This is a genomic window from Microbacterium sp. ARD31 (assembly GCF_031844425.1).
Window position 1 is genome coordinate 107,698 of sequence record NZ_JAUZVE010000020.1, and the last position, 18,315, is coordinate 126,012.

The 18,315-nt window shown below is 73.3% G+C and carries 20 protein-coding genes; 9 read left to right on the top strand and 11 right to left on the bottom strand.

Features of this window, described 5'->3' with window-relative positions; all coding sequences use genetic code 11:
• Positions 1-3: 3 nt before the first annotated feature.
• From Q9S36_RS31560 to Q9S36_RS31585, 6 genes are all read right to left on the bottom strand, one after another.
• On the bottom strand, positions 4-1,101 hold the full coding sequence (locus Q9S36_RS31560) for an AAA family ATPase (protein WP_311288789.1): 1,098 nt from the start codon (positions 1,099-1,101) through the stop codon (positions 4-6).
• Entirely contained in the window at positions 1,098-2,588 is a 1,491-nt protein-coding gene (locus tag Q9S36_RS31565; protein ID WP_311288790.1) for a DUF5691 domain-containing protein, read from the bottom strand. The genes Q9S36_RS31560 and Q9S36_RS31565 overlap by 4 nt, the downstream gene beginning before the upstream one ends.
• Positions 2,585-3,880, bottom strand: coding sequence for an SWIM zinc finger family protein (locus tag Q9S36_RS31570; protein ID WP_311288791.1), 1,296 nt, complete (start codon positions 3,878-3,880; stop codon positions 2,585-2,587). The genes Q9S36_RS31565 and Q9S36_RS31570 overlap by 4 nt, the downstream gene beginning before the upstream one ends.
• Positions 3,881-4,062: 182 nt before the next feature.
• Entirely contained in the window at positions 4,063-4,419 is a 357-nt protein-coding gene (locus Q9S36_RS31575; RefSeq protein WP_311288792.1) for a PRC-barrel domain-containing protein, read from the bottom strand.
• Between the two features lie 81 nt (positions 4,420-4,500).
• A complete protein-coding gene (locus Q9S36_RS31580; RefSeq protein WP_311288793.1) occupies positions 4,501-5,163 on the bottom strand; it encodes an FMN reductase in 663 nt (220 codons plus the stop codon).
• Positions 5,160-6,329, bottom strand: coding sequence for an LLM class flavin-dependent oxidoreductase (locus Q9S36_RS31585; protein ID WP_311288794.1), 1,170 nt, complete (start codon positions 6,327-6,329; stop codon positions 5,160-5,162). The genes Q9S36_RS31580 and Q9S36_RS31585 overlap by 4 nt, the downstream gene beginning before the upstream one ends.
• Before the next feature lie 146 nt (positions 6,330-6,475).
• Here Q9S36_RS31585 and Q9S36_RS31590 point away from each other — a divergent pair, with 146 nt between their 5' ends.
• Both Q9S36_RS31590 and Q9S36_RS31595 read left to right on the top strand, forming a co-directional pair.
• A complete protein-coding gene (locus tag Q9S36_RS31590; RefSeq protein ID WP_311288795.1) occupies positions 6,476-6,862 on the top strand; it encodes a tetratricopeptide repeat protein in 387 nt (128 codons plus the stop codon).
• Positions 6,863-6,956: 94 nt separating this feature from the next.
• Positions 6,957-7,793 carry a glycerophosphodiester phosphodiesterase family protein gene (locus Q9S36_RS31595; RefSeq protein WP_311288796.1) on the top strand — a complete coding sequence of 279 codons (837 nt, stop codon included), beginning with the start codon at positions 6,957-6,959 and terminating at the stop codon, positions 7,791-7,793.
• Here Q9S36_RS31595 and Q9S36_RS31600 read toward each other — a convergent pair.
• A complete protein-coding gene (locus Q9S36_RS31600; protein WP_311288797.1) occupies positions 7,762-8,382 on the bottom strand; it encodes a response regulator transcription factor in 621 nt (206 codons plus the stop codon). The genes Q9S36_RS31595 and Q9S36_RS31600 overlap by 32 nt on opposite strands.
• Before the next feature lie 206 nt (positions 8,383-8,588).
• Here Q9S36_RS31600 and Q9S36_RS31605 point away from each other — a divergent pair, with 206 nt between their 5' ends.
• The 5 genes from Q9S36_RS31605 to Q9S36_RS31625 are packed head-to-tail and all read left to right on the top strand — an operon-like array spanning position 8,589 to position 13,177.
• Positions 8,589-8,891 carry a metal-sensitive transcriptional regulator gene (locus Q9S36_RS31605; protein WP_311288798.1) on the top strand — a complete coding sequence of 101 codons (303 nt, stop codon included), beginning with the start codon at positions 8,589-8,591 and terminating at the stop codon, positions 8,889-8,891.
• A gap of 54 nt (positions 8,892-8,945) precedes the next feature.
• Positions 8,946-9,152, top strand: coding sequence for a heavy-metal-associated domain-containing protein (locus tag Q9S36_RS31610; protein WP_311288799.1), 207 nt, complete (start codon positions 8,946-8,948; stop codon positions 9,150-9,152).
• The gene (locus Q9S36_RS31615; RefSeq protein ID WP_311288800.1) at positions 9,149-10,108 is read left to right on the top strand and encodes a hypothetical protein; all 960 of its coding nucleotides are present in this window, start codon (positions 9,149-9,151) and stop codon (positions 10,106-10,108) included. The genes Q9S36_RS31610 and Q9S36_RS31615 overlap by 4 nt, the downstream gene beginning before the upstream one ends.
• Positions 10,098-12,404 carry a heavy metal translocating P-type ATPase gene (locus Q9S36_RS31620; RefSeq protein WP_311288801.1) on the top strand — a complete coding sequence of 769 codons (2,307 nt, stop codon included), beginning with the start codon at positions 10,098-10,100 and terminating at the stop codon, positions 12,402-12,404. The genes Q9S36_RS31615 and Q9S36_RS31620 overlap by 11 nt, the downstream gene beginning before the upstream one ends.
• A 50-nt stretch (positions 12,405-12,454) precedes the next feature.
• Entirely contained in the window at positions 12,455-13,177 is a 723-nt protein-coding gene (locus Q9S36_RS31625) for an EcsC family protein (protein ID WP_311288802.1), read from the top strand.
• Positions 13,178-13,430: 253 nt separating this feature from the next.
• Here Q9S36_RS31625 and Q9S36_RS31630 read toward each other — a convergent pair whose 3' ends face one another.
• Genes Q9S36_RS31630 through Q9S36_RS31640 form a run of 3 tightly spaced genes read right to left on the bottom strand, consistent with a single transcriptional unit; the run spans position 13,431 to position 16,128 of the window.
• Positions 13,431-14,741, bottom strand: coding sequence for a CotH kinase family protein (locus tag Q9S36_RS31630; protein ID WP_311288803.1), 1,311 nt, complete (start codon positions 14,739-14,741; stop codon positions 13,431-13,433).
• Complete coding sequence (locus Q9S36_RS31635; protein WP_311288804.1) at positions 14,738-15,520, bottom strand: polyphosphate polymerase domain-containing protein; 783 nt, start codon at positions 15,518-15,520, stop codon at positions 14,738-14,740. The genes Q9S36_RS31630 and Q9S36_RS31635 overlap by 4 nt, the downstream gene beginning before the upstream one ends.
• A gap of 8 nt (positions 15,521-15,528) precedes the next feature.
• The gene (locus Q9S36_RS31640; protein WP_311288805.1) at positions 15,529-16,128 is read right to left on the bottom strand and encodes a DUF4956 domain-containing protein; all 600 of its coding nucleotides are present in this window, start codon (positions 16,126-16,128) and stop codon (positions 15,529-15,531) included.
• Positions 16,129-16,237: 109 nt separating this feature from the next.
• Here Q9S36_RS31640 and Q9S36_RS31645 point away from each other — a divergent pair, with 109 nt between their 5' ends.
• Positions 16,238-16,597, top strand: coding sequence for a hypothetical protein (locus Q9S36_RS31645; protein WP_311288806.1), 360 nt, complete (start codon positions 16,238-16,240; stop codon positions 16,595-16,597).
• Positions 16,594-16,992 (top strand): hypothetical protein, encoded by a 399-nt coding sequence (locus Q9S36_RS31650; RefSeq protein ID WP_311288807.1) that lies wholly within the window; start codon positions 16,594-16,596, stop codon positions 16,990-16,992. Before Q9S36_RS31645 ends, Q9S36_RS31650 begins: the two co-directional genes overlap by 4 nt.
• 129 nt (positions 16,993-17,121) lie before the next feature.
• Here Q9S36_RS31650 and Q9S36_RS31655 read toward each other — a convergent pair whose 3' ends face one another.
• A complete protein-coding gene (locus tag Q9S36_RS31655) occupies positions 17,122-18,309 on the bottom strand; it encodes a RimK family alpha-L-glutamate ligase (protein ID WP_311288808.1) in 1,188 nt (395 codons plus the stop codon).
• Between the last annotated feature and the right edge of the window lie 6 nt (positions 18,310-18,315).

The window sequence follows — 18,315 nt, forward strand, 5'->3', positions numbered from 1 at the left end:
GGCTCAGCCGAGGTCCCGGCAGGCGCGGTAGAGGTCGCTCCACTCCTTGCGGTTGCGCATCACCGTCTCGAGGTACTCCTGCCACACGAGCCGGTCCTGCACCGGGTCCTTGACGACCGCGCCGACGAGGCCGCCGGCGACGTCCTCGGCCCGCACCGTGCCGTCGCCGAAGTGGGCGGCGAGCGCGAGCCCGTTGGTCATCACCGAGATCGCCTCGGCGGTGGACAGCGTCGCGCTGGGCGACTTGATGGTCGTGCGCTGGTCGCTGGTCACGCCGCTGCGCAGCTCGCGCATCACCGTGACGACCCGCTCGATCTCCGAGAGCGAGGCGAGGTCGGCCGGGAGCTCGAGGGACGCACCGAGGGCGGTGACGCGGGTGCGGACGATCTCCACCTCCTGGTCGAGGGAGTCGGGCAGGGGCAGCACCAGGGTGTTGAAGCGGCGGCGCAGCGCGGACGACAGGTCGTTGACGCCCTTGTCGCGGTTGTTGGCGGTGGCGATGAGGTTGAAGCCCGGCTTCGCCTGCACCTCCTCGTCGAGCTCGGGCACGGGCAGCGTCTTCTCCGACAGGATGCTGATGAGCGAGTCCTGCACGTCGGACGGGATGCGGGTCAGCTCCTCGACGCGGGCGATCGCGCCGGTCTCCATGGCCCGCATCACCGGACCGGCGACGAGGGCCTCGCGGGACGGCCCCTCGGCGAGCAGCCGCGCGTAGTTCCAGCCGTAGCGCAGCGCCTCCTCCTGGGTGCCCGCCGTGCCCTGCACGACGAGCGTGGAGCGGCCGCTGATCGCGGCCGCGAGGTGCTCGCCGAGCCACGACTTGGCCGTGCCGGGGACGCCGAGCAGCAGCAGCGCCCGGTCGGTGGCCAGCGACGAGATCGCCACCTCGACCAGCCGGCGCTGGCCGAGGTACTTCGGGGTGATCCGGGTGCCGTCGGGCAGCTCCCCGCCGAGGACGTAGGTGGCCACGGCCCACGGCGAGAGGTGCCACGACGGCGGCCGCGGCCGGTCGTCGACGGCGGCCAGCGCGGCCAGCTCGTCGGCGTACGCGTCCTCGGCGTGCTGGCGGAGCACGTCGGGCGTGGGCTGCGTGGTCGTCATCTGAAGGCCTCCGTGAGGGATGTGCGGAACGCGTGGAGCTGCAGGGTCTCGGTGAGGGCACGGCGCAGGTGGCTCGCGTCCTCGGGCAGGCGCGTGAGGGCTCGCTCGACCTCGGGAGCGAGGCCGGGGCCGAGCGCGACGGGCAGGAGCGGGGCCACGGCGTAGCCGAACGACGGGTCGGTCCGGTCGCCCTGGATCCGTCCGAGGACGGCGCGGCCGAGGTCGTCGGGCCAGGGCCGGGGCGCGTCGCCGAGCAGGCCACGCAGGTCGCGGCCGCGGGCGGGGCGCTCGACCCAGTCGGCCAGGAGCCTCGCCCGGCGCTCCTCGGGGAGCAGCCACAACAGGCGCGGGTCCGGTGCGCCGTGGTCGACGAGCGCCACGGCCCAGTCGGTGTCGCTGCGGTCGAGGACAGCCTCCGTGATCCACGCGAGCACGTCGGCGTCGCGCACCATCGTGAGCGTGGCCGCGGGGTCGCGACCCGTGATGTCGGTCCAGGTCGCCAGCGGCGCGCCGCGCACGACCTGCGACAGCCACACCGTCGGCGCCGGGCTGACGCCCTTGGCGGGCGCCGTCAGCCCGTCGCGCACCGCCGCCTCGTCCGGCGCGTCGGGCACGTCCACCTCGAGGTGCCGGACGAGCAGGCCCTTGACGTGGACCAGCCGGCGCAGGCGCCCGGCCATCCGGGCGGCCCGCGCGCTGTCGGGGAGCCGGTCGAGCATCGCGGCGGCCGCCTCGCGGACCGACTTCGCCCGGTCGTCGAGCGCCCGCTCCAGCAAGGGCTCGTCGGCCGTCGACAGGCCGGGGGCGAGGGCGCGGAGCGCGTCGGCGCGCACCTTCGCCGACGCCGTCGACCACTGCGCCTCGAGCAGCTCGCGGGCCACCGCGGGGTCGGCCCGCCGGCCGAGCGCGAACGCGGCGGCCGCCTCGGCGCTCGACATCGTCGGCCACGCCTCGACCCAGTCGACCTCGACGGCGGGACGCGGCTCGTCGGCGTCGACGAGGAGGGCGGACCAGGCCTCGTTGAGCCCGGCCAGCCAGCGGCCGCGCGCACCGAGCGTGCCGCCCAGCGCCGTGGCGACGCGGCCCCGGCCGGCCGCGAAGTCCAGCAGGACGGGCAACAGCGGCCACGGCACGCGCTGGTCGGCGGCGTCGGCCAGTCGCAGCCACTCCACGACGAGCTCGTCGCGCGCGGCCTTGGACACCGGCGGCTGCGTCAGCAGCAGGGTGAGCAGCTGGGCGGCGCGGTCGGAGGCGGCCGTGCGGACCTCGGCGGCCGCGCCCAGCGCCGCGTCGCTCGGCGGCGGCAGCGGCGCGCCACCGCGGGACAGGGCGTCCGCGACCGCGGCCGCGGCGAGCAGCCGGTGCTCCGCGGACTGGTCGCCCGCCTCCAGCTGGAGCTCGGGCGGGGCGCTCGGGGGCTCACGCCGCGCGCTGCCCACGAGGGCGGACGTCGCGACGTCGCCCAGCCACCGGTCGACGGCGCTCACAGGGCCAGCACCCCGTCGTCCAGCCAGGCGGCGAGCGGCCGGAACGCTCCGGACTCGACCTCGCCGAAGACGTCCACCGGCTCACCACCACTCACGGCCAGCAGGGTCCACACGGTCGACGCATCGGCCACCGGGAGCGACCCGGTCGCGTCGCTGACCCGCCACTGACCGTCCTCGCGCACGAGGCGTACGCCGGCGAGCGGGGCCGGGTGGAGGTCGCGCCACGGCGCCCGGGCGAGTCCTGCGGCGGCGGCTGCGTGCACGCCGGCCAGGGTGGTGCGACCCGGCAGCCCGGTCACCGGCACGGCCCCCGTCGGCGGGTCGCGGAACAGCGCCCGGCGTGGCGCCGAGCCGGGGTAGCGCGAGACGTCGACGTCGAGCCGGGCGCCACTCAGCTGCGGCACGGCCAGGGCCTGGCCGTAGCCGGCGAAGTCGAGGACAGCCACCACCTCGCCGTCGTCGTGCGCCAGCCAGGTCCGCTGCTGCTGGAGCCGGCCGTCGTCGGTGCGCACCGCGCCGAGGACGGTCCACGGCCCCGGGCGCACGTCGGCGTCGCGCACGTCCTCGCTCGACTGCGCCCACCCGACGGCGACCCGCACGTCGGCCATCCCCTCATCGTCGAGGGCCGCCCGGGCCTGCCACGCGCAGGTGATGGTCCACCAGCGCCCGACCTCCGCGAGGAGGTACGTCGACCACTCGCGCCGGGCGTGCACCTGCGACCCCGCCTCGCGGACCCGCTCGGCCAGTGCCGGCAGCTGCGCGTCGACGAGCCGCGCGGCGGCGGTGTCCCAGTAGGAGTAGGGCTGGGTGCGAGCGGCGGCGAGGCCACTGCGCACGAGGTCGGCCAGCCAGAGCCGGAAGTCCTCGACGCCGGCATCCATCCGCGCGAGCCGCTGCTCGAGGCGCCTGGCCTGCGCTGCCGGGTCGGACGTGCTCTCGGCGGTGCGCGCCGGCCTAGCCGCGCGCTCGGCCCGTTGGGCGGCCCACTCGTCGGCGAAGTCCGCGATCTGGCCCGACTCGTCGATGACGCCCTCGGACCACAGCATGAGCAGGGCGAGCGCGTGCTTGCAGGGGAACTTCCGGCTCGGGCACGAGCAGCGGTAGGCAGGGCCGACGAGGTCGACGCTCACCTGGTAGGGCGTCTTGCCGCTCCCCTGGCACCGCCCCCAGACCAGTACGTCGCTGCACCCGGTCTCCCGCCACGGACCCGGCACCGCGAGCTTGCGCGCGGCCGCCAGCGAGGACGCGTCAGGCGCGACCTCGGTCACCTGGCTGGCGGTCCATCGGGTCATGGCGCGGCCATCAAACCACCCACCGACGACATGCGCGGCCGTTGCGGCACAGCCCGATGGTCCGGGCTCAGCGACCGAGGTTCAGGAGCACCGTGAGCAGCACCGAGAGCACGACGGACACCGCGATCATGACGAGGCAGCCCAGGCCGCCGCCGAGGGGGCGCACGCGGATCGGCGACACGTCAGTCGCGGTCCTGCCCGGCGTAGGGCTCGTAGTAGGCGGCGTGCTTGAGCCGCGCGTCCTCACTGGCCCAGTCGGCGTCGTCGTAGTCGGGGGCGGCCTTCACCTGGTCCTTGCTCATGCTGATGATCACCCGCCGCGCGTCGTGGTCCATGCCGACCACCACGCCCGCCGGGATCACCCGCTTCTTTCCGAAGATCCAGAAGCCGGTGTCCACCACGAGCCACTGGGCCGCGGTGTCGGTGCTGGCCTCGTCGACCTTGCCGATGCTGCCGCCGTCGGCCTCGACCTCGTAGCCGACGAGGTCGTTGTCCTCGCTCCACGTGCTGTCGCGGTAGCTCCACACGATGTCGTTCACGGTTGCCACGCAACCACGCCCGCCGCGGCGCCAGCACACCCGCCGGGGCGGGCCGGCGAGCCTGTCGTGCCGGTCAGGTCGTCAGTCGGAGCCGGAGTGCCCGCGCAGCAGGTCGCCGAACGGCGTCACGTCGGCCTCGACCTGCGTGCCGGACGTGCGGCGCGGGCGAGCGGCCAGGTCGGGCGCGAAGCCGCCGACGGCGTACGCGCCCTGGCTGAGCACCGCGGCCGCGAGCTCGGCCGCTGCGCGCGTGATGCGGTCGGCGAGACCGTGGCTGCCGAAGTCCTCCGTGGCCGCGAACACGCCGGTGGGCACCACGACCGAGCGGAGGTAGGTGAAGAGCGGCCGCATCGCGTGGTCGAGCACCAGGGAGTGGCGGGCGGTGCCGGCAGTGGCTGCGATGAGCACCGGGGTCCCGGTGAGCGAGTCCTTGTCGACGGCGTCGAAGAACATCTTGAACAGCCCGCTGTAGCTGCCGTTGAAGACCGGGGTGACCGCGATCAGCCCGTCGGCGGTCGCGACCTGCTCGCGCAGCTCGGTCAGGCGGGGCGTGGGCACGCCGCCGGTCACCATGAAGGTGGCGAGCTCGCCGGCGACCTCGCGGAGCTCGACGTGCTCGACGTCGACCGACTCCCCCCGCGCCGACACCTGCGCGGAGGTGGCCTCGGCGATCTGGTCGGCGAGCAGCCGGGTGGAGGACGGGACGGTCAGCCCCGCCGTCACCACCACGATGCGTCGGGTCATGCGTCGACCTGCGCGGACTCGCGCTCGGCGGCCTCGGCCTGCATCTCCTCGACCCGGGCCCGAGCGGGCTCGACGAGGTGGTGCGGGGCGTCGGGGCCCGCGGCCACGAGCGAGGCGTGGGTGGGCGGGTCGCTGGGCACGTGGGCCGGGCGACGGCGCTCGAACTCCTTGCGGAGGACGGGCACCACCTCGGTGCCGAGCATCTCGACCTGCTCCAGCACCAGCGACTCCGGCAGGCCGGCGTGGTCGGCGAGGAACAGCTGGCGCTGGTAGTCACCGACGTAGTCGGCGAAGCCGAGGGTGCGCTCGATGACCTGCTCGGGGGTGCCGACGGTCAACGGCGTCATGCGGGTGTAGTCCTCCAGGGAGGGCCCGTGGCCGTAGACCGGGGCGTTGTCGAAGTACGGGCGGTAGACACGCTTGGCCTCCGCCTCGCTCGAGGCCATGAACACCTGGCCGCCGAGCCCGACGTACGCCTGGTCGGCCGCGCCGTGGCCGTAGAACTCGAAGCGGCGGCGGTAGAGCCGCACCAGCTGCTCGGTGTGCTCCTTGTTCCAGAAGATGTGGTTGTGGAAGAACCCGTCGCCGTAGTAGGCCGCCTGCTCGGCGATCTCGGTGCTGCGGATCGAGCCGTGCCAGACGAAGGGCGGCGTGCCGTCGAGCGGCGCGGGGGTCGAGGTGTAGCCCTGCAGCGGGGTGCGGAACTGGCCCTGCCAGTTGACGACCGGCTCGCGCCAGAGCTTGCGGAGCAGGTGGTAGTTCTCCACGGCGAGCTTGATGCCGTCGCGGATGTCCTTGCCGAACCACGGGTAGACCGGGCCGGTGTTGCCGCGGCCCATCATCAGGTCGACCCGGCCGCCGGACAGGTGCTGCAGGAAGGCGTAGTCCTCGGCGATCTTCACCGGGTCGTTGGTCGTGATGAGCGTGGTGCTCGTGGAGAGCAGCAGCTTCTCGGTCTTCGCCGCGATGTAGCCGAGGTGGGTGGTGGGCGACGACACGACGAAGGGCGGGTTGTGGTGCTCACCCGTGGCGAAGACGTCGAGCCCGACCTCCTCGGCCTTGAGCGCGACCTTCGTCATCAGGTCGATGCGCTCGGCCTCGGACGCCGTGCGCCCCGTGGTCGGGTCCGTGGTGACGTCACCGACGCTGAAGATGCCGAACTGCATATTTTCCTCCAGTGGTTGAAGTTTGTACGACCTTCAACGGGGACAGGTGCCCAAGTATTCCGCGGAATCGCCGGGCGACGTACGGCGTTGGACCGGCATCCGGGCGCACGCTCGGAACGCGGTACGTCTGCGCGAGAGGAGCGACGATGACCGACTTCACCCCCTTCGAGGACCTGCTGCGCGGCCACGCGGGCCTGCTCGAGGACTCCACGCACGATCGCTGGCTCCGCGCCCAGGCCCTCTTCGAGGAGCGCGCCTACCGCGAGGCCGCCGTGATGCTCACCGAGCTGCTCGACGACCCGGGCGACGTGGTGCACGAGCTCACCGACGTACGCCTGCTGCTGGCGCGCTCGCTCTTCCACTCCGCCCAGCTCGACGGCACGATCCGCGTGGCGACCGAGCTCCTCGAGCACGACCCCAACGAGCCCTACGCCCACCTGCTGCTCGGGCGGGCCCTGCAGCGCAAGGGTCGCCGCGACGAGGCGCAGCCGCACCTGCGGCTCGCCGAGCTGCTGGGTGGCTACCGGAGCTGAGCCACCCGGCCGGTGCGCGAAGCCTCGGTGAACACTCGCCCCACGGCCCCGTCCGGGCGCGACACGCCCGGCGGGGCCGACCCATGCTGGGTGCGTGACCAGCAACGGCGACCACCGCTACGGAGCCGGGGACGGACCGCTCGCCATCGCCCACCGCGGTGGCATGGCGCTCGCCCCCGAGAACACCCTCGCCGCCTTCGGACGCGCCACGTCCCTGGGCCTCACCCACCTCGAGACCGACGTGCACACCACCCGCGACGGGCACCTGGTCTGCTTCCACGACGCGACGCTGCGGCGCGTGACCGGGCACCCGGGTCGGGTCGCCGACCTCGACCTCGCCGACGTACGCCGGCTGCGCGTGCACGGCACCGACCAGGTCCCGACCCTGGCCGAGGCGATGGCCGCCTTCCCGGAGGCGCGGTTCGCCATCGACCTCAAGGACGAGGCGTCGGTCGGCGCCATGGCGCGCCTGCTCGCCACCCACCCGCGCTGGGCCGAGCGCATCTGCGTGGCGGGGGCCTGGAGCCGCTGGCTGCGCCGCCTCCAGGACGAGGCGCCGGGCGTGACCACGGCGCTCGGCTGGCGCTCGCTCACGGCGCTCGTCGCGTGCTCCCGCGGCGGGATGCGGCCCGTCGGAATGGGGGCGCCGGGCGCCGCCTTCGCACACGTGCCGATGCGGCTGGGCCGGCTGCCGATCCACTCCGAGCGGGTGATCGGCCGGGCGCACGACCTCGGCATCCGGGTGGTCGTGTGGACCGTCGACGACCCGGCCACGATGCGCGCGCTGCTCGACGCCGGGGTCGACGGGATCATCACCGACCGGCCCGACGTGCTGCGCGAGATGCTGATCAGCCGCGGCCAGTGGACCCGCGCGACGGCGCCGGACCGCGAGGCCGCCCTCACACGACCCGCTCCAGCACCTCCGCACTGAGGCCGTGCGAGACCGCCCAGAGGACGGCCTGGCTGCGGCTCTGGACGCCGGTCTTGCGGTAGGCGCTGCGGATGTAGGACTTCACCGAGTTCAGCGAGATCTGCATCGAGGCGGCGATCTCGACGTTGCTGCGTCCGGTGGCGATGTGGGCGAGCGTCTCGCGCTCGCGGGTGGTGAGCTGCTCGAGCTCGCCGTTCACGCGCACCTCGGCGGCGGGCGTGGCCGACAGCGCCGGGGCGACGACCTGGTCGCCGGAGTGGATGGCCAGCAGGGCCCGACCGAGCTGCGCGGAGGTGAGGCTCTTGCCGAGGTAGCCGCAGACCCCGTTGCGCACGACCTCGTGGACGAGGCCGGGGTGGTGGTTCCAGGTGAACACCGCGACCCGCCGGATGTGCGGGTCGGCGATCGCCCGGGCGAGCGTGGTGTCGTCCGGGGCGGTGCCGAAGGTCTCGACCAGCGCGATGTCGATCGGGAGCCGCTCGCGGTCCTTCACGCTGGCGAGCTCGAAGCCGCCCAGGGTGCGGAGCATCCCGTCGAGCCCACGCCTCACGAGCTCGTCCCCGCCGAGCAGGGCTACCCGGATCATCATGTGCGGTCCTTCGGTCTCGGGAGAAGGAGAGCGCACGCGACTGCACACCCTCCGACGTCCCCCCGGATCGCCATCGCCACTGTAGGCCGGGTGGACCAGACCACCAGCAGGTCGGGACGCGCCACGCCTGAACTTTGACCGAGATTCCACCCCCACGGGTGGATACACCCTTGATCCAGATACCCCCTAGGGGTATGGTTTCCCCCATGAGCGAGCAGCACGGCCACCTCGAGGGCAACGACGACGCGGTCCAGGCGCACCTGAAGCGGCTGCGCCGCATCGAGGGCCAGGTGCGCGGCATCCAGCGCATGGTCGAGGAGGAGAAGTACTGCATCGACATCCTCACCCAGGTGTCGGCGGCGACCAAGGCGCTGCAGGCCCTCGCGCTCTCGCTGCTCGACGACCACATGGCCCACTGCCTCGTCGACGCGGCCCGCCAGGGCGGCGCCGAGCAGGAGCAGAAGCTCAAGGAGGCCTCCGAGGCGATCGCCCGCCTCGTGAGGTCCTGACCGGGTTTCGAGGCTCGCCGCGCTCGCACCTCAACCACCGAGAGAGAGATCACCATGAGCGAGACCACCACCTACACCGTCACCGGCATGACCTGCGGGCACTGCGCCGCCTCCGTCAGCGAGGAGATCTCCGAGATCGCCGGCGTCGAGGACGTCGCCGTCGTCGTGGAGACCGGCGCCGTCACTGTCACCAGCACCGCCCCGCTCGACGAGTCGGCCGTCCGGGCCGCCGTCGAGGAGGCGGGCTACGCATTGGCATGAGCACCCCACTGCGCGTCGCCGCCTTCGTCACCGCCCTGGTCGCCGCCTTCGCGGCGGCCTGGGGCGGGGGCCGGATCGTGGGCCCCCTCGACGCCCGGCCCGCCGCCGGTGAGATGGCCGACCACGGCGGCGAGGAGCCTCACGAGGAGACGACCGGGCAGGCCGCCGGTCGGCACGGCGACCACATCTCCGCCGTCGCCGAGGCCACCGGGCTGACCGCCCGGGCCGACGGGTTCACCCTCGCCCTCGCCGACCGTGAGGTGACCGCCGGCCGCACGCGCCTCGCCTTCCGCGTCCTCACCTCCAGCGGACGACCACTGCTCGGCTACACGCGCGAGCACGAGAAGGACCTGCACCTCATCGTCGTACGCCGTGACCTCACCGGCTTCCAGCACGTGCACCCCACCCTCGACCCATCCACCGGGACCTGGTCGGTCGACGTCCGGCTGGCACCCGGCGTGTGGCGGGTCATCGCCGACTTCACCCCCGCGGGCTGGGACGGCATCACCCTCGCCGACGACCTCGCCGTGTCCGGCGACTTCGTGCCCCGGCCGCTGCCCACGGACGACCGCACCGCCACCGTCGAGACCGACGAGGGCACCTACACCGTGACGTTGGAGGGCGACACCGCTCCCGGTGCCGGCACGGTGCTCACCACGCGCATCGAGCTCGACGGCCGTCCGGTCACCGACCTCGAGCCCTACCTCGGCGCCTTCGGCCACCTCGTCGCGATCCGCGCCGGCGACCTCGGCTACCTGCACGTCCACCCCGAGGAGGGCGCGCCCGGCCCGGGCATCGACTTCGCGACCGCGTTCCCCGAGCCGGCGACGTACCGGCTGTTCCTCGACTTCCAGCACCGCGGCGCGGTGCGCACCGCGGCGTTCACCGTCGAGTCCGGAGGCGCGCCTGCCGGCGACCACACCGAGGACGGCGAGGGAGGCGACCATGCCCACTGAGGCGCCCACCGGGACCACCGACCGGCTCACCGACGTCGAGCTGGCGATCACCGGCATGACCTGCGCGTCCTGCGCCAACCGCATCGAGCGCAAGCTCAACAAGCTCGACGGCGTCTCCGCGACGGTCAACTACGCGACCGAGAAGGCGAAGGTGTCCTACCCGGGCACGATTTCGACCGACGACCTGCTGCGGACCGTCGAGGCCGCCGGGTACGCCGCCGCGCTGCCCGCCGCGCCCGACGAGCCCGCGCCGGCCGAGCCCGAGCACGACCCGCTGCTGCAGCGGCTCCTGGTCAGCGCCGCGCTGAGCGTCCCCGTCGTCGCGATGGCGATGGTGCCGGCGTGGCAGTTCACCTACTGGCAATGGGCCTCGCTCGCCCTCGCCGCCCCGGTCGTGGTGTGGGGCGCCTGGCCGTTCCACCGGGCGGCGTGGACCAACCTCCGCCACGGCGCGACCACGATGGACACGCTCGTGTCGGTGGGCGTGCTCGCCGCGTTCGGCTGGTCGCTGTGGGCGCTCTTCCTCGGCACGGCCGGCGAGCCGGGCATGACGCACCCGTTCCGGATCTCCATCGACCGCACCGACGGTGCTGCCAACATCTACCTCGAGGCGGCGGCCGGGGTCACCACCTTCATCCTCGCCGGCCGCTGGCTCGAGCACCGCTCCAAGCGGCAGGCCGGCGCCGCGCTCCGCGCGCTCATGGAGCTCGGCGCGCGCGATGTCGCCGTGCTGCGCGACGACGCCTCGGGTGGGCAGAGCGAGACGCGGATCCCGATCGAGCAGCTGGTGGTCGGCGACGTGTTCGTGGTGCGGCCCGGCGAGAAGGTCGCGACGGACGGCGAGGTCGTCGACGGCACATCCGCGGTCGACGCCTCGATGCTCACCGGCGAGTCCGTCCCGGTCGAGGTCGGGGCGGGCGACCCCGTGGTCGGCGCGACCGTCAACGCCGGCGGCCGGCTGACCGTGCGTGCCACGCGCGTCGGCGCCGACACCCAGCTCGCCCAGATGGCACGGCTCGTCGAGGACGCGCAGAACGGCAAGGCTGAGGTGCAGCGCCTCGCCGACCGCATCTCCGGCATCTTCGTGCCCATCGTCATCGGACTCGCGGTCGCGACCCTGGGCTTCTGGCTCGGCGCCGGGTCGGGTGCGACCGCGGCCTTCACCGCCGCCGTCGCGGTCCTCATCATCGCCTGCCCGTGCGCCCTCGGGCTCGCCACGCCGACCGCGCTGATGGTCGGCACCGGCCGCGGCGCGCAGCTCGGCATCCTCATCAAGGGCCCGGAGGTCCTGGAGTCGACCCGCCGCGTCGACACGATCGTGCTCGACAAGACCGGCACCGTCACCACCGGCGAGATGACCGTGCACGACGTGGTGGCCGCCGACGGCGAGGACCCCGACGACGTACGACGTCTCGCAGCCGCGCTGGAGGCCGCGTCCGAGCACCCGATCGGCCGGGCCATCGCCGCGTCCGCCTCGGTATCCAGGGACGAAATGGTCGGAAGATCGGCTGGAGACCCACCAGGACGTCCCCAGGTACCGACCGTTGAGGACTTCGCCAACCGCGAGGGGCTCGGCGTCCAGGGCGTCGTCGACGGGCACGCGGTCGTCGTGGGGCGCCCCAGCCTGCTGGAGGAGTGGTCCCAGCACCTGCCCCCCGAGCTGTCCGCGGCGGTGGACGCGGCCCAGGCGCGCGGCGCGACCGCGGTGGCCGTCGGCTGGGACGGCAGGGCCCGGGGCGTGGTCGTCGTCGGCGACACCGTCAAGCCGACGTCCGCGCGGGCCGTCGCGGAGCTGCGCGCCCTCGGCCTCGAGCCGGTGCTGCTCACCGGCGACAACGCGCGCGCCGCCGAGCGGGTCGCCGCCGAGGTCGGCATCGCCACCGTGGTCGCCGACGTGCTGCCCGCCGACAAGGTCGCCGAGGTGCAGCGGCTGCAGGCGGCCGGCAAGGTCGTCGCCATGGTCGGCGACGGGGTCAACGACGCCGCGGCCCTCGCCCAGGCGGACCTCGGGCTCGCCATGGGCACCGGCACCGACGTCGCCATCGAGGCCAGCGACCTGACCCTCGTGCGGGGCGACCTGCTGGTCGCGGTCGACGCGATCCGGCTGGCCCGCCGCACGCTGTCGACGATCAAGGGGAACCTGTTCTGGGCGTTCGCCTACAACGTCGCCGCGCTGCCGCTCGCCGCGGCCGGGCTGCTCAACCCGATGCTCGCCGGCGCCGCGATGGCGTTCTCCAGCGTCTTCGTGGTGACCAACAGCCTGCGCCTGCGCGGATTCCGCTCGTCGGTGTCCTGACCCGCCCTCGGGGGGATGAGCCGCTGGGTCGGAGTTCCTAGGGTGTGCCCATGGGACTCAAGGACCTCATCCCCGGCCGCGGCTCCGAGGACGACGCGAAGCGTCCCGCGCTCGAGGTGGCCGGCGACCCGCGCCCCGAGCCGGGCACCGTCGACCGGCTCCTCGACCTGCTCGTCGACGTCGGGATCGACGGCCGGGGTCCCCTCGACCCGGTCCGGGAGGTCGCCGACCGGGCGCTCGCCAAGGCCGGCGGCGACCCCGAGCGCGCCGCCGCCGCGCTCGCCCGGCGCGCCACCGTGACCGGAGGAGTGGGTGGCTTCGTCACCGGGCTCGGCGGCTTCATCACGATGCCGGTCTCCCTGCCGGCCAACGTCGCGGAGTTCTACCTCCAGGCCGTCCGCATGGTCGCCGGCATCGCCACCCTGCGCGGGTACGACGTCAGCGAGCCGCGCGTGCGCACCGCGATCCTGCTCACCCTCGTCGGCTCCGACGCCGAGGAGGTGTTGCAGAAGGCCGGGATGACCAGCGTCAGCGGGCGCGCGACGTCGTACGCCCTCAAGGGGTTGCCGCCGGCCGCGCTGATGATCGTCAACAAGGCCGTGGGGTTCCGGCTGATGCGCGGCGTCAGCGAGAAGCTGCTCGCCCGCCTCGGGCGCGGCGTCCCGCTCGCCGGCGGTCTCGTCGGCGGCGGCATCGACGGCTTCATGATGAAGAAGATCGCCGACCACGCGATGAAGGAGTTCCCGCCGCGGTCGCGGACCTCCGCTGGTTGAGGCGCCAGCGCTCTCCCGGCGGTTGAGGTGCGAGCGCCCGTTCCCGGTGGTTCAGGTGCGAGCGCAGCGCCCCCCGGTGGTTGAGGTGCGAGCGCAGCGCCCCCTGGTGGTTGAGGTGCGAGCGGAGCGCCCCCTGGTGGTTGAGGTGCGAGCGGAGCGAGCCTCGAAACCACACTCACCAGCATGGTTTCGAGGCTCGTCGCTGGCGCTCCTCGCACCTCAACCAGCGAGCGGGGCTGGCGCTCCTCGCACCTCAACCAGCGATCGAGGACCGGATCGCGTCAGCCTCCTCCTGGACCGTCGCGGCGTCGACGAGGTCGCCCGCCTGCTCGGTGAGCAGTGCGCTCCAGCGGTCGAGGACCTCCTCGGCGTACCCGCTGTCGTAGAGCTCGGCGGCCAGGTCGGCCTTCGCGTCCTCGACCAGGTCGGCCCACTCGTCGACGGCGGTGAAGCGCTCGACCAGGACATTGGAGCCGCCGCCCGGCCCTCCACCGCCGGGACGCATGCCGTCCGGCATCCCACTCGGGAGCTCGGTCGGCCTGTCGGTCGGCATGCCCTCCGGACGCTCGCCGTCGCCTCCTCCCGGGAAGCCGCCACCGGGCCCACCACCGGGCGAGCCCCCGAACGCGAGGTTGTGGTCCCAGGCCACCACCGTGAAGGCGCCGGTGGCGACGTCGTACCGGAGGTAGGAATTGTTGCCCGGCCCGTCGATGTCGTCGAAGTTGTCCACCAGCTCCTCGAAGGCGAGGTAGCGGGCGAACGACGCGATGTCGAGGCGGTCGGGCAGCTCGGCGGCGAAGTCCTCGTCGCTGCTGGTGTTGACGAAGTCGAGGAAGCTGATCAGCGGCGTCAGGTCGTCCTCGCCGGTCTCCTGGTCGAAGACGTCGGTGTAGGCGTCCGGGTCGTCGCCGCGGTAGGACCAGTCGCCGCCGGCCTCGGCCTTGTAGAGCAGCCCCTCGCCGGCGAAGTTCTCCGCCTCCCAGTCCTCGTCGAGGTTCTGCACGACCAGTCTCAGCCGGGCGTCCGCGCCGTTGACGCTGAACGACGACGCGACCGCGTGCTCGCTGGCCAGCCCCGCCTCGGCGAGCAGGTCGAGCGCCACGGCCTCGTTGAGGGCCGTCGCGGAGCTGTTGCTGCGGACGACGAGCTCGCGGGAGCCGTCGACGGACTGGCCCTCCACGAACTCGTCGAGTCGGAGCAGCCACGGCAGCTCCGTGGGGTCCGCGTCGTCGGTGACCCCGCGGAGCGAGGAGTTGCCCTTCAGCCGGAGCCCGACCCGGTCGTAGGTCTCGCCGTCGATGGTGACCGTCGCCTCGATCCAGTCCTTCTCCCCGGTCTCCTGGTAGGTGTCGACCATCGCCGCGACCGCGTCGTCGTCGACCTCGACGGAGATCTCGTGGACGGTGTCGGCGTCCCAGACGCCGGTGCCGTCGGGCACCTCCCTGGTGGCGGGTGCCGCGCCGCTCGTGGAAATGTCCGACGTGTCGGACACGGCCGCGCACCCGCCGAGCACCAGCGTGGCCGCCGTCGCCGTCGCGACGAGCCACCTCCGCCGCGCCCTCATGCCGCGACCTCGGTGCGGACGGTCAGGTGGCCCGCGAGGTGCCGGGACGTGACCCGGTGCCAGCGGTTGCCCGGCAGGTCGGGCGTGAGCAGCGCCAAGCCGGTGCCGTACTTCGACAGGCGGGTCGGCCGGTGGCCGAGCTCCCAGAGACGCCGGTCGAGGGGCCCGGGCCCGGCGGAGGCCGACTTGGTCTCGACGACCAGCACGTCGCCGACCTCCGCGGTCCCGTGCGCCGAGGCCCACCGCAGGTGGCGGTCGAGGGTGACCCGGCCCGCCCCGTCGGGGAGCAGGAGCGTGGTGCGCAGGTAGCTCGTGTGCAGCGTCGCCACGAGGTCCGCGGGGTCCACCCCGTGCACGCGCGCAGCCACCAGCCGGTCACGCACCCAGCCGTCCGCGACCGTGGTGACCGCTGCGTCGTCGTGGGGCAGCCGCTCCTTGACCGTCGTGCCCCGCACGCCGCGGGTCTTCACCTCCAACCAGCGCTCACCGGTGTCGGCGTACACGCGCGTCCGCACCTTCCACCGCCGCCGCCGCGCCTGCGCCGAGGTCGTCCAGCTGTCGAGGCCGACGGTGTCGAGGTACGTCGACTCGTAGCGCGAGGCGCGCCGGCCGTCGACCTCGAGGACGCGCAGCCCCGGCACGCCGGCGACCAGCGCGTCGAGGTCCCCGGCAGGGACGACGTACTTGCGGTCGACGCGGGTGAGCAGCGCGGCCTCCGAGTTGAGCTCGGCGAGGGAGACGGTGGGGAGCCGGTCGAGCCAGGTCGTCGGGGTGCTCATCGGGGTGCTCATCGGGTCAGCACCGGGGCGTCGTGGCGCTCGGCGCTCGGCAGTGCCGGCGGTGGCGTGGCAGCGTAGTGGACCTCGACGGTGGTGGTGTCGTTGACCAGGTCCACCCGGATCGGCGTGACCCGGGTGACGCGGGCGTCGAGGAGCAGCTCGAGTCGCTCGACGAGCGTCGGCTCGTCGGTGATCGCGGAGTCCAGCACGACGACCTGGCGCAGTCCGGTGCCGTGCAGGAGCCTGCTGTCGGCCAGCGCCAGGACTCCCACGAGGCCGGCCATCAGCACGATGGCGAGGACGGGGTCGGCGCTGCCGAGGCCGCCGAGGAGGCCGATGGCGAGCGCGGCGAAGTAGTAGGCGATCTCGTGCTGGCCGAGCTCGTCGGACCGCAGCCGGATGATCGAGAGGACGCCGAACAGGCCCAGCCCCAGGCCCACGGTCGCGGTGCTGCTCGACAGCACGATCGTGACCGCGAGGACGCCCACGTTGACCGCGACGAAGGCGGTCACGAGGTCGGCCCGGCGGTGGCGGGGGTAGTAGACGGCCAGGGCGAGCACGAGCACGGCGAGCAGGTCCACGCCGGCGAGCAGGTAGGTCGGGTTCATGCGGTTCCTCCGGGTCGGTGTGCGCCCGACGTTCCCGCCTCCACCTGTCGCCCACCTGCCGCGGACCTGTGACCGGTCTGTGAGGACTGCTCTGCGAGAATCGGCCCTCGTGGACGGACCCCTGCCCCTGGCGCTGATCGCGGCCTCGCTGGCCTTCACTCTGGTGGTGCTGGTGTACGTCGCGCTCGACCGCACGCCCGACTGGGGGCTGCTCGGCCTCGCCGGCGTGATCGAGCTCGGCACGCTGGTCCTGCTCGTGGTGGCGGCTGTCGGCGTCGGCGACGCCGACATCCCGGGCGCCGGCGCGATCACCCTCTTCGGCTACCTCCTCGCCGGGCTCGTGCTGCTGCCGATCGGGTTCCTCTGGTCGCTCGCGGAGCGGAGCCGGGGGGCGACGGCCGTGCTGATGGTCGCGGGGCTCGCCCAGGCCTTCGTCGTCGTACGCGCGCTGCAGGTGTGGACCTCGTGAGCTCGACCCGGACGGGCACCGGCCGCGTCCTCGTCGCCGTCTACGGCGTCTTCGCCCTCGCCGCGACCGCCCGCTCGCTCGTCCAGCTGGCCACCAAGGCGTCCGAGGCGCCGCTCGCCTACTCGCTGTCGGCCGTCGCCGGGCTCGTCTACATCGCCGCCACCCTCGGCCTCGCCGAGGTCGGCCCCTCGCCGCGCCGGGTCGCCTGGGCCGCCGTCGGGTTCGAGCTCGTCGGCGTGCTGACGGTCGGCACCATCACCGTCCTCGACCCCGAGCTGTTCCCCGACCAGACCGTCTGGTCGTCGTACGGCGCCGGCTACGGCTGGCTGCCGCTGGTCCTGCCGTTCGTGGGGCTCTGGTGGCTCTGGCACACCCGCCCCGCCACCGTCGGTTGAGCAGCGAGCGCCAGCGAGCGTGTCGAAACCACGATGCCCGCACGTGCGGCGGATGCAGCCCTCGAACACCGCCGGCGCGGGCCAGATCCGCCGCACGTGCGGCAGTCCTGGGTGCAGGTTCTGTGAGCCTCAGCTCTCCGGCGGCAGGTGCTTCTTCATCAGCCGCCGGACCCGCTTCTGCTTGCGGTCGGGAATCATCGAGCGCATCTCTTCCAACTTGCCGAAGCAGAGGAGCCGGTCCTCGCCCTCGAGGACGGTCTTGTTGCGCGGGTTGGGGATGACGTGGGGCCCGCGGTGGAGGGTGAGCACGGTGATGTCGCGCTCGTCGAGCCCGGAGTCGCCGAGCTTCTTGCCGACCATGTCGGAGCCGCTGTGCACCACGATCTCGGCCACGCCGTAGCCGGTCGAGACGGTGAGCCGCTGGCGTACGTCGATGTCGGGGAAGGCGACCTGGTTGTCGATGTAGTCGATGATCGCGCCGGCGACGTCGAGCTTGGTCGCGGTCTCGATGCCCTCCAGTCCCGGCGAGGAGTTCACCTCCATCACCTGCGGGCCCTTGCGGCCCTCCAGCATGTCGACACCCGCGACGCGCAGGCCCATGATCTGCGCCGACCGCACCGCGATGCGCTCGAACTCCTCGTCGAGCTCCACGGGCTCGACGCTGCCGCCGCGGTGCACGTTGGAGCGGAACTCGTCGCCCTGGGCGACGCGGCGCATCGCCGCGACGACCCGGTCGCCGACGACGAGCGCGCGGATGTCACGGCCCTTGCTCTCCTTGACGAAGCGCTGGATCAGCACGTTCTGGCGGGTGCTCTGCAGCGTCTCGATGATCGCCTCGGCGACCTTGATGGTCGGGGCCAGGATCACGCCGATGCCTTGGGTGCCCTCCAGCAGCTTGATCACCACGGGCGCGCCACCGACCCGCTCGATCGCGGGGATCACGTCGGCGCGGTCGCGCACGAAGGTCGTGGCCGGCATCGGGATCTCGTGGCGCGAGAGGATCTGGGTGGCGCGCAGTTTGTCGCGGCTGTTGGCGATGCCGTAACTCGTGTTGGGCGTGTAGACGTCCATCTGCTCGAACTGGCGCACGACGGCGGTGCCGAAGTAGGTGATCGAGTTGCCGATACGCGGCAGCACGGCGTCGTACGTCGACAGCTGCTTGCCGCGGAAGAGCAGGTCGGGCTCGTCTCCCGAGAGGTCGATGCCGAACCGCAGCGTGTTGAGCACCTTGACGTCGTGCCCGCGATCCACGGCGGCGGTGCGCAGCCGCTGCGTGCTGTAGGAGCGCGGTGCCCGAGAGAGGATGGCGAGCTTCATGGGGAG

What these genes read in the sequence shown, in the direction of transcription:
- Q9S36_RS31560 (WP_311288789.1), bottom strand. Translation starts at nt 1,101, where the DNA reads ATGACGACCACGCAGCCCACGCCCGACGTGCTCCGCCAGCACGCCGAG.
- Q9S36_RS31570 (WP_311288791.1), bottom strand. Translation starts at nt 3,880, where the DNA reads ATGACCCGATGGACCGCCAGCCAGGTGACCGAGGTCGCGCCTGACGCG.
- Q9S36_RS31580 (WP_311288793.1), bottom strand. Translation starts at nt 5,163, where the DNA reads ATGACCCGACGCATCGTGGTGGTGACGGCGGGGCTGACCGTCCCGTCC.
- Q9S36_RS31585 (WP_311288794.1), bottom strand. Translation starts at nt 6,329, where the DNA reads ATGCAGTTCGGCATCTTCAGCGTCGGTGACGTCACCACGGACCCGACC.
- Q9S36_RS31590 (WP_311288795.1), top strand. Translation starts at nt 6,476, where the DNA reads ATGACCGACTTCACCCCCTTCGAGGACCTGCTGCGCGGCCACGCGGGC.
- Q9S36_RS31600 (WP_311288797.1), bottom strand. Translation starts at nt 8,382, where the DNA reads ATGATGATCCGGGTAGCCCTGCTCGGCGGGGACGAGCTCGTGAGGCGT.
- Q9S36_RS31605 (WP_311288798.1), top strand. Translation starts at nt 8,589, where the DNA reads ATGAGCGAGCAGCACGGCCACCTCGAGGGCAACGACGACGCGGTCCAG.
- Q9S36_RS31610 (WP_311288799.1), top strand. Translation starts at nt 8,946, where the DNA reads ATGAGCGAGACCACCACCTACACCGTCACCGGCATGACCTGCGGGCAC.
- Q9S36_RS31615 (WP_311288800.1), top strand. Translation starts at nt 9,149, where the DNA reads ATGAGCACCCCACTGCGCGTCGCCGCCTTCGTCACCGCCCTGGTCGCC.
- Q9S36_RS31620 (WP_311288801.1), top strand. Translation starts at nt 10,098, where the DNA reads ATGCCCACTGAGGCGCCCACCGGGACCACCGACCGGCTCACCGACGTC.
- Q9S36_RS31625 (WP_311288802.1), top strand. Translation starts at nt 12,455, where the DNA reads ATGGGACTCAAGGACCTCATCCCCGGCCGCGGCTCCGAGGACGACGCG.
- Q9S36_RS31630 (WP_311288803.1), bottom strand. Translation starts at nt 14,741, where the DNA reads ATGAGGGCGCGGCGGAGGTGGCTCGTCGCGACGGCGACGGCGGCCACG.
- Q9S36_RS31635 (WP_311288804.1), bottom strand. Translation starts at nt 15,520, where the DNA reads ATGAGCACCCCGACGACCTGGCTCGACCGGCTCCCCACCGTCTCCCTC.
- Q9S36_RS31640 (WP_311288805.1), bottom strand. Translation starts at nt 16,128, where the DNA reads ATGAACCCGACCTACCTGCTCGCCGGCGTGGACCTGCTCGCCGTGCTC.
- Q9S36_RS31655 (WP_311288808.1), bottom strand. Translation starts at nt 18,309, where the DNA reads ATGAAGCTCGCCATCCTCTCTCGGGCACCGCGCTCCTACAGCACGCAG.